We start from the raw sequence: 8,214 nt of genomic DNA, 5'->3' as shown, positions 1-8,214 counted from the left end.
CTGCCGGTCCGGGCGACGCCACCCGAACCACCGTGCGGCGCCCGGTGAAGATCTTCGAGGAGGCCGCGCTCGGGCCGATCCGGCTGCGCAACCGGGTGATCAAGTCCGCGACCTACGAGAACCGGGCCCGCGACGGCCTGGTCACCGACGCGCTGATCGCGTTCCACGCCGGGTTCGCCGCCGGGGGCGTCGGCATGACGACCGTGGCGTACTGCGCGGTCTCCCCGGAGGGCCGCACCGACCGCCACCAGATCGTCTGGCGGCCCGAGGCGCTGGCCGGCCTGCGGCGCCTCACCGGCGCGGTGCACGCCGAGGGCGCGGCGATCTCCGCGCAGATCGGGCACTCCGGCCCGGTCGGCCTCTCCCGGGGCGGGCGCGCGCTCGCGCTCACCCCCAGCCGCGCGGCGGCGTTCGCGACGCTGGCGGCCCGCACGGCGTCCGTCGCCGACCTCACCCGGATCGTGACGGCCCACGCCGCCGCGGCGCGCACGGCGATCGACGCCGGGTTCGACGCCGTCGAGATCCACCTCGGACACCACTACCTGGCCAGCGCGTTCCTCAGCCCCCGGCTCAACCGGCGCAAGGACGCCTACGGCGGCTCACTGGAGAACCGCGCCCGGTTCGCCCGCGAGATCATGCGCGCGGTCCGCGACGCCGCGGGCGACCGGATCGCGATTCTCGCCAAGCTCAACCTCGACGACGGCGTCCGGGGCGGGTTCGGGCTCGACGAGTCGGTCGCCGTCGCGCGGTGGCTGGAACAGGACGGCTCGCTCGACGCGCTCGAGATGACCGCGGGCAGCTCGCTGCTCAACCCGATGTACCTGTTCAGGGGCGGCGCGCCGGTGCGCGAGTTCGCCGCCGCGATGCCGCAGCCGCTGCGCACGGGCCTGCGCCTGGCCGGTACGCGGTTCCTGCGCGAGTACCCCTACCGCGACGGCTACCTGCTGGACGACGCCCGCCGGGTGCGGGCCGCGGTCGGCCTCCCGATGGTGCTGCTCGGCGGCGTCACCGGCCGGACGACGATGGACACCGCGCTCGCCGCGGGGTTCCAGTTCGTCGCGATGGGCCGGGCGTTGCTGCGCGAGCCCGACCTGATCAACCGGATCCGGGCCGACGGCACCACCCGGAGCCGCTGCGACCACAGCAACCTCTGCATGCCGACGATCTACTCCGACCGCAGCCACTGCGTGCTCAACCCGTCACCGGGTACCACACCGGGTGCTTAGGGTCCCGGTCGTCGCCCGACGACCGGCCGCGCAGCCGCCGGTTCACCCAGGGCAGCACGTGCTCCCGGTAGTACCGCGCGGTCGTCCGCGCACTCCGGGCCGCGGGCGGCGCCGGGGGAGCGGGCGCCGGCACGTCGCCGTGGCCGAGCGCGTGCAGCACCAGGCCCGCGACCCGCTCGTGGCCCGGCGTCGCCAGGTGCAGCCGGTCGGGTGACCAGTACCGCTCGTCCCGGATCTCGGCGTCGCCGAACACGTTCACGAACGTCAGGTCGTACGTGCTGCTCAGGGCCGCGATGCCGGCGGTGAGGGCGACCCCGCGGCGCCGGACGACGCGGCCCAGCGGCAGCTGCGCGGTCGGATCCGCCCCGGAGAGCAGCACCAGCCGCACTCCGGCGCCGGCACAGCGGCGCACCGCGGTCTCGGTGAGCGCGATCAGGTCACCGAGCCGGACACCCGGGCGCAGCATGTCGTTGCCGCCGCCGTTGAGCGTGATCAGGTCCGGGAGCGGGTCCAGCGCGAGCGCCGCGTCGAGCTGCCCGGTGACGATCGGGCGCAGCAGCCGCCCCCGGATCGCCAGGTTCACGTACCCGACCGGCTCGCCCGCCGCGGCCAGCCCCTCGGCGACCCGGTCGGCCCACCCCCGCACGGTCCCGTCCGGCCGGACGTCGCCGACCCCCTCGGTGAAGCTGTCGCCGATCGCCGCGTACCGCATGTCCGGTATTGGATCAGGTGTCCGCCGCGGCGCGGCGGGCGGCCAGCCCCGGCGGGCCGCCCGGGAGCGGGGACCTGACTTTCGGCAGTGCCGGTCGCCCGGGGGCCGCCGGTACGGTCGGCTCCATGGCGGTGGTGCGGCGGATCGGCGGCGGCGTGCTGCTCTGGCTGCTGCTCTGCGTCCTGCTCCCGCTGAACGGCGAGCGCCTCGACGACGGCCCGTACGCCGAGGGGCTGCTCGTCGCGGGTCTGGTGCTCGCCGTCGCCGTGGGCCTGCGCCGGGCGGCTCCGCTCGCGTCGCTCGTCCTGGCGGCCGGGGTGCTCGCCGTCGATCCCTGGCTGGCCGGTCCGTTCGTGGTCCTCTCGTTCCTGGCCGGACGCTCGGCGCAGCGTCCCCGCCCGGCGCTCTGGACGTACGGCGCGCTGGCGGCCGGGGCGCCCGGCCTGGCGTTCCTCTCCGCCGTGCTGCGCGGGACCGACCGCTGGGTGGCGTACTCGGCCACGAGCTGAGCCTGCTCGCGCTGCGCGCCGGGGCGCTGGAGCTCGACCCGGCCCTCGGTCCGTCCCAGCGCGCCACCGCCGCCGAGCTGCGGGAGGGCGCGGCGGCCGCCACCGATCGGCTCCGCGCGGTGATCGGCGTCCTGCGCACGTCCGCGGCGGCGCCGCTGGCCCCGCCCGACGAAACCCTCGCCACGCTGGCCGGGCGCGTCCGGAGCGCCGGTCTGGTGCTCGACTTCTCCTCGGACGAGGGAGAGCCGGACGATCGGGCGGGCGATCGGCCGGGCGGGGGCACGGGGTTGCCGCGGCTGGCCGACCGGGCGTTGTACCGGGTCGTCCAGGAGGCGCTGACCAACGCCGCCCGCCACGCGCCGGGCGCCCCGGTGCGCGTGCGCCTCACGCACACCGCCGCCGCGGTGACCGTCACCGTGAGCAACCCCCTGCCCGCACCCCCCGACCAGGTGCCCGGGGGCGGCCCGGGGCCGGAGACGGGGCCCGGGCCCAGGCCCGAGCCGGGGTCGGGGCTGCTCGGGCTGGCCGAGCGGGTGCGGCTGACCGGCGGGTCGCTCGCCACCGGCGACTCCGGCGGCGTGTTCACGCTGACCGCGACGATCCCCCGCGCCGCCGGTGCCGCGGTCGCCGAGCCGCCCCGCCCGCCCGGCGCCGACTGCTCCTACTACGGCACCAGCGCCGCGCTGTTCCCGTCCGTCCGCGACGTCTACCGGGTGTGTTTCGCCGGCGGACGCGTCGCGGGCGTCGACCTGATTCCCGGCCGCACCGCGAGAGGGGGCCGCGGGTGATCCGCGTCCTGGTCGCCGACGACGAGGCGATGATCCGGGCCGGCGTCCGGGCGATCCTCACCACCGACCCGGACGTCGAGGTGGTGGCCGAGGCCGCCGACGGGCGTGCCGCCGTCGAGGCGGCGCGCCGGCACCGCCCGGACGTCGCGCTGCTCGACATCCGGATGCCCGCCGTGGACGGGCTCGCCGCCGCCGAGGAACTGCGCCGGGTCGCGCCGTCGGTCGCGGTGCTGATGCTGACGACGTTCGGCGAGGACGAGTACATCGACCGGGCGCTGACCGGGGGAGCGGCCGGGTTCCGGCTGAAGTCCGGTGACCCGCGCGAGCTGCTCGCGGCCGTGCACGCCGGCGCCGACGGGGCCGCGTTCCTGTCGCCGAAGGTCGCCCGGCGGGTGATCGCCGCCTACGCGGGGGCCCGCACCGGCCGGGCCGCGGCCGCCCGCGCGCGGATCGCCGTGCTCACCGACCGGGAACGGGACGTGCTCACGCTACTGGCCGGCGGTCTGTCCAACGCCGCCATCGCCCGCCGGCTGTTCCTGGTCGAGGGCACGGTCAAGGCGTACGTGAGCGCGATCCTGGCCCGGCTGCGGGTCCGTAACCGCGTCCAGGCCGCCCTGGTGGCCCACGAGGCCGGACTCACCGGCGACGAGCCGGCCGGACCGGCCGCGAGGTGACGCGTCCGGGCTGAGTGTGGACATTTCCGTTGACTGTGGAGCCGGTCACGTCATCATGGTGTCGAGGCAGCCCCTCGTGAAGTGGAGATCGCATCGATGGCGACCGACGAGTACATCGAGCTCCGTTTCCGTCGCGTGAACGAATGGATCGGACCGCGGCCCTACGTGTGCGGCTGGCCCAATTTCGAGCGCGCCGATTACCAGGACGGGCGCGGGATCGTCTACGGGCACTACCTTCTTCCGGAGGCCGCGGCGGCCTGGCGCGACGTCCCCGCGACGGAGTTCGGCGACCTGACCGGCCAGCCGCTGCGCGCGCGCTTCTCCCGGGCGAACTCCTACGCGGTGGCCCAGGGCTACCAGCACGGCTTCCCCAACTTCGAGCAGGCCGACTACGGCGCCGGGCTGGTGTTCGGGACGTATCTCATCGCCCCCGGTACCGCGGAATTCCGGGACGTGCCGGCCCTCGACCTGGGCCTGTCGGCGGATCCGGCCGCCGACAGCATGGACACCTGGTTCTGGCGCGCGGGCCGGTACGCGTCGTCGCAGGGGTTCGCCGCGGGGATGCCGAGCGGGCACGTCGCCCACTACGGGGCGGGTGCGGTCTGCGGGATCCTGCTCTATCCGGCAGGTTCGGTGCAGTGGGTGGACATCCCGGGCACCGAACTGGGCATCGAGTCGGGTCTGCCGCCCGGTGGGCCGCCGGCTCGTCCGGTCCCCTTCACGGTGTCCGCGTTCGTGACGAGATCCGCGTCGTCGTCGGTCGTGACCACCCCCGCGCTGGCGGCGTTTCCGGACGCCACGATCACCGGCGTCCGGAACCGCTTCGGCCGGGACCTGACGGTGACGCACTACCCCCGGCACGCGGGAAGGCCGGGAGCCGGCGTCACGCACAGCATTCCGGCCGCGCCACCCGGCGGCACCGGTCCACTCGTCTCGGACTTCAACGGGCGTCAGCTCGAGGGAGACTGGATCGTGTTCGTCCCGTCTCCGGGGTCACTGACCGGTGACGTCGAGGTGTCGTTCGACGTCTACTGGACCCCCTGACGCCGGGCCCCTGACGCCGGGCCCCTGACGCCGGGCCCCTGACGCCGGGCCCCTGACGCCGGGCCTAGGCGTCCCGGCGGCGCAGCACGGCGTAGCCGGCCGCGAGGGCGGCGGCCGACCAGGCGGCGAACACCAGGAGCCCGGCGATCGGGCCGTAGGCCTGAGCGGCGGGCGGGTCCGAGAGCGCGCCGTGGAGCACCGCGACGCCGGCCGAGCCGGGCAGGTAGTCGTCGACGCGCGCGACCGCCTCCAGGCTGATCCGGGCCAGCACGGTCGGCAGCACCACCGCGATGACCAGTACGACCGTCGGGCCGCCGACCGCGCTGCGGATCGCGGTGCCGAGCCCGAGCGCGAACACCGCGATCGCCGCCGCGTACGCGGCCACCAGCGCGGTGTCGCCGCGCAGCCCGGGCCCGTCCCAGCCGGCGGAGGACCCGGCGGCCAGCCCGCCCGCGACCGCTGCCAGCAGCATCAGGGCCGTGGCCACCCCGGCCGCGGCCAGGGCCACGACCAGCGCCTTCGCGGCCAGCATCCGGCCCCGGACCGGCACCGCGCGCAGCGTGACGCCGATCGTGCCGCTCGCGTACTCCCCGGTCACCGCGAGCAGCGCCGCGGCGATCAGCGCGTACTGGTCGAACTGCACCGACAACAGCCCCGCGTCGCCCACGGCCAGGTCCGACGGCCCGCCGCTGTGCTCCAGATCGGAGCGTGCGTCGACGCCGAGCAGCAGCGCGTAGAGCACCTGCAGCAGGGCCGCGACGCCCACGCACCACCAGGTCGAGCGCAACGTCCGCAGTTTCACCCACTCGAAAGCCATCGCCGCGCTCATCGGGTCACCCCGTACTCGACGCTGTCCGAGGTCAGCGCCAGGTAGGCGTCCTCCAGCGAGCGATGGGACGCGAGGAGGCCGGCGAGCGGGGCATCGGCGAGCAACCGCCCGCGGCCGAGGACCAGCAGGTGATCGGCGATGAGCTGGGCCTCGCTGATCAGGTGCGACGAGAGCAGCACCGTGCGGCCCTCGGCGGCCAGCGAGCGCCCGAGCTCCCGCACCCAGCGGACGCCCTCCGGGTCGAGGCCGTTGACCGGCTCGTCGAACACGTACACGCCGGGGTCGCCGAGCAGGGCGGCCGCGATGCCGAGGCGCTGGCTCATCCCGAGCGAGAACGTCCCGGCCCGGGTGCCGGCGACCGCGGTCAGCCCGACCCGGTCGAGCACCTCGTCCACCCGCGGCAACGGGATCCGGTTGCTGCGGGCCAGCGCGGCCAGGTGCGCGCGGGCGGTGCGGCCGGGGTGGGCGCTCCGGGCGTCGAGCACCGCGCCGACCTCGCGCAGCGGCCACTCCAGGTCGGCGTACCGGACGCCCGACTTCCGGCAGGTATTCCACGTGAGTAGGCATTGACGCGAAAGCTATTTGACGGCAGTGTTCGTTACCGTGAAACGGACGTACACGATGCGCTCCCGGGCGGACGCGGTGGCCGGGACGCGGCTGCGGATCCTGCGGGCGGTACGGGAACTGGCCGAGGAGTCCTTCGACCTCGATCCGACGCTGGAGGCGATCGCGGCCCGCGCGGCCGTCAGCGTGCAGACCGTCCTGCGGCACTTCGGCACCCGGGACGCCCTGCTCGGCGCGGCGATCGCGGCCGGTCTGGACGAGACCCGCGACGAGCGGCGGGTCCCGGTCGGCGACGTCGCCGCCGCGGTGCGGACGGTGGTCGCCCACTACGAGCGGCGCGGCGACTTCATGCTGCACCTGATCGGGCACGAGCGCGACGACCCGCGGTTCGCGGCGATCACCGGGCCGGGCCGCGACCTGCACCGGGCCTGGGTGGCCGAGGTGTTCGCGCCGTTCCGGCCCGGCTCCGCCGCGTCCGCGTCCGCGTCGTCCGAGTCCGAGTCCGGCTCGGGCGGGGAACTCCTCGATCTCCTCGCCGTCGCGACCGACCTCTTCACCTGGAAGCTGCTACGGCGCGACCGGGGGCTGTCCCGGGCCGCGACCGAAGCCCGCATGCGACGGCTGACCGAGGCCGTCCTGGCCACCGGGAGCACACGATGACCACAGGCCTCTTCGTCACGCTCCGTGCGGGCGGCAACCTCCCGCCGCTGCTCGGCGTCGCCCAGCGCTTCGCCGCGGACGGCGGGCGGGCACTCGTGCTCGGCCATCCGGAACAGGCCGCCGCGGTGGGCGCGGCCGGGCTCCGGTTCGCGCCGCTGCCCGGGCTGCGGCCGTACGACCCGGCCGTCCACCGCAGCGCGGCGCGGACGGTCGGAGCGCTCAGCGCGGTGCTGACCGACCCGGCGGCCGGGCGCGGCGCGGTCGCGGTGGCGGCCCGGGAGCGCGCCGACGTCGTGGTCGTGGACTGTCTGCTGCTGGCGGTGGGGCGCGCGGTCGCCGCGGCCGGGTACCGCACGGTGACGCTGGTGCACACGCTGCCGTCGTACTTCGCCGGGCCGTTCGCCCGGACGCCGATCGCGGCCGTGGCGGCGCTGCGCGGCTGCGGGCCGGCCCGGGTCTGGGGCGCCGCGGAGTCGGCGATCGCCACCGTCCTGCCCGGATTCGGCACCGGCCGCGCCGGCGCGTTCACCGGCCTGACCTGCGTCGGCCCGGTCACCCCGACGGCCCCGCCCAACGCCGGGCCATCGGACGCGGCCCCGCCGGACGCGGCCTCGCCGGACGCCCCGCCGCCGGCGGCCGCGGGGCGGCCCCGGGTGCTGCTGAGCCTGAGCTCGATCTGGTACCCGGGGCAGGACCGGACGCTGCAGGCGTTGCTCGACGCGGCCGGCGGCCTCGACGTCGACGCGGTCATGACGACCGGCGCCTCGGTCGATCCGGCCTCCCTGCGCGCCCCGGCCAACGCCAGGGTCGTGCGCCACGCCGACCACGAGACGCTGCTGCCGGGCGTCGGCCTGGTCGTCGGGCACGGCGGTCACGGGACGACGATGCGCGCGCTGGCCCACGGGGTCCCGGTGCTGGTGCTGCCCGGGCATCCGCTGATGGACCATCCGGCGATCGGGTCGGCGGTGGCCGCCGCCGGGGCCGGGCGGACGCTGCCGCGCCGGTCGGGGGCCGCCGCCCTGCGGGCCGCGATCGCCGGGCTGCTCGAGCCCGGGCCGCACCGCGCCGCGGCGTCCGCACTCGGGGCCCGGATCCGGGCCCTCGACCCGGCCGGTGCGGCCGCGGCCCACCTCCGCGGAGAGCGGCCCGCCTAGCCCGGCAGCCGGGCGCGCCCCACCTGAGCCCGGCAGCCGGGGCCGTCCCGCGTC

9 protein-coding genes and 1 pseudogene are annotated in these 8,214 nt (G+C 76.5%); 7 read left to right on the top strand and 3 right to left on the bottom strand.

Annotated features, from left to right (window positions below; genetic code table 11):
* Positions 1-32: 32 nt before the first annotated feature.
* Complete coding sequence (locus tag ACIBZJ_RS01800) at positions 33-1,226, top strand: NADH:flavin oxidoreductase (RefSeq protein WP_395925976.1); 1,194 nt, start codon at positions 33-35, stop codon at positions 1,224-1,226.
* Here ACIBZJ_RS01800 and ACIBZJ_RS01795 read toward each other — a convergent pair.
* Positions 1,192-1,938 carry an SGNH/GDSL hydrolase family protein gene (locus ACIBZJ_RS01795; protein ID WP_395924377.1) on the bottom strand — a complete coding sequence of 249 codons (747 nt, stop codon included), beginning with the start codon at positions 1,936-1,938 and terminating at the stop codon, positions 1,192-1,194. The two genes, ACIBZJ_RS01800 and ACIBZJ_RS01795, sit on opposite strands and share 35 nt — an antisense overlap.
* A gap of 125 nt (positions 1,939-2,063) precedes the next feature.
* Here ACIBZJ_RS01795 and ACIBZJ_RS01790 point away from each other — a divergent pair, with 125 nt between their 5' ends.
* The 4 genes from ACIBZJ_RS01790 to ACIBZJ_RS01775 all read left to right on the top strand — a co-directional run bounded on the left by ACIBZJ_RS01790 (position 2,064) and on the right by ACIBZJ_RS01775 (position 4,953).
* Positions 2,064-2,447 (top strand): hypothetical protein, encoded by a 384-nt coding sequence (locus ACIBZJ_RS01790; protein WP_395924375.1) that lies wholly within the window; start codon positions 2,064-2,066, stop codon positions 2,445-2,447.
* A gap of 119 nt (positions 2,448-2,566) precedes the next feature.
* Positions 2,567-3,235: a sensor histidine kinase gene (locus tag ACIBZJ_RS01785; protein WP_395924373.1), complete on the top strand. Its 669-nt coding sequence runs from the start codon at positions 2,567-2,569 to the stop codon at positions 3,233-3,235.
* Positions 3,232-3,909: a response regulator gene (locus ACIBZJ_RS01780; RefSeq protein WP_395924371.1), complete on the top strand. Its 678-nt coding sequence runs from the start codon at positions 3,232-3,234 to the stop codon at positions 3,907-3,909. The genes ACIBZJ_RS01785 and ACIBZJ_RS01780 overlap by 4 nt, the downstream gene beginning before the upstream one ends.
* Positions 3,910-4,005: 96 nt before the next feature.
* On the top strand, positions 4,006-4,953 hold the full coding sequence (locus tag ACIBZJ_RS01775) for a hypothetical protein (RefSeq protein ID WP_395924369.1): 948 nt from the start codon (positions 4,006-4,008) through the stop codon (positions 4,951-4,953).
* A 64-nt stretch (positions 4,954-5,017) separates the two neighbouring features.
* On the opposite strand, the gene ACIBZJ_RS01770 is transcribed toward ACIBZJ_RS01775, so the two are convergent.
* On the bottom strand, positions 5,018-5,782 hold the full coding sequence (locus tag ACIBZJ_RS01770; protein ID WP_395924367.1) for a hypothetical protein: 765 nt from the start codon (positions 5,780-5,782) through the stop codon (positions 5,018-5,020).
* A pseudogene (locus ACIBZJ_RS01765) lies at positions 5,779-6,324 on the bottom strand (AAA family ATPase); the annotation flags it as partial. The pseudogene ACIBZJ_RS01765 and the gene ACIBZJ_RS01770, both read right to left, overlap by 4 nt.
* Before the next feature lie 61 nt (positions 6,325-6,385).
* Here ACIBZJ_RS01765 and ACIBZJ_RS01760 point away from each other — a divergent pair.
* Together ACIBZJ_RS01760 and ACIBZJ_RS01755 are read left to right on the top strand one after the other, a co-directional pair.
* Positions 6,386-7,006, top strand: coding sequence for a TetR family transcriptional regulator (locus ACIBZJ_RS01760; protein ID WP_395924365.1), 621 nt, complete (start codon positions 6,386-6,388; stop codon positions 7,004-7,006).
* Positions 7,003-8,160 (top strand): glycosyltransferase, encoded by a 1,158-nt coding sequence (locus ACIBZJ_RS01755; protein ID WP_395924363.1) that lies wholly within the window; start codon positions 7,003-7,005, stop codon positions 8,158-8,160. The genes ACIBZJ_RS01760 and ACIBZJ_RS01755 overlap by 4 nt, the downstream gene beginning before the upstream one ends.
* Positions 8,161-8,214: the final 54 nt, after the last annotated feature.

It is taken from the genome of Cryptosporangium sp. NPDC051539, from assembly GCF_044454545.1.
Classification (GTDB): Bacteria; Actinomycetota; Actinomycetes; order Mycobacteriales; family Cryptosporangiaceae; genus Cryptosporangium.
The sequence above is the reverse complement of the archived record's forward strand: the minus strand, read 5'-3'. Positions and strand labels throughout refer to the sequence as shown.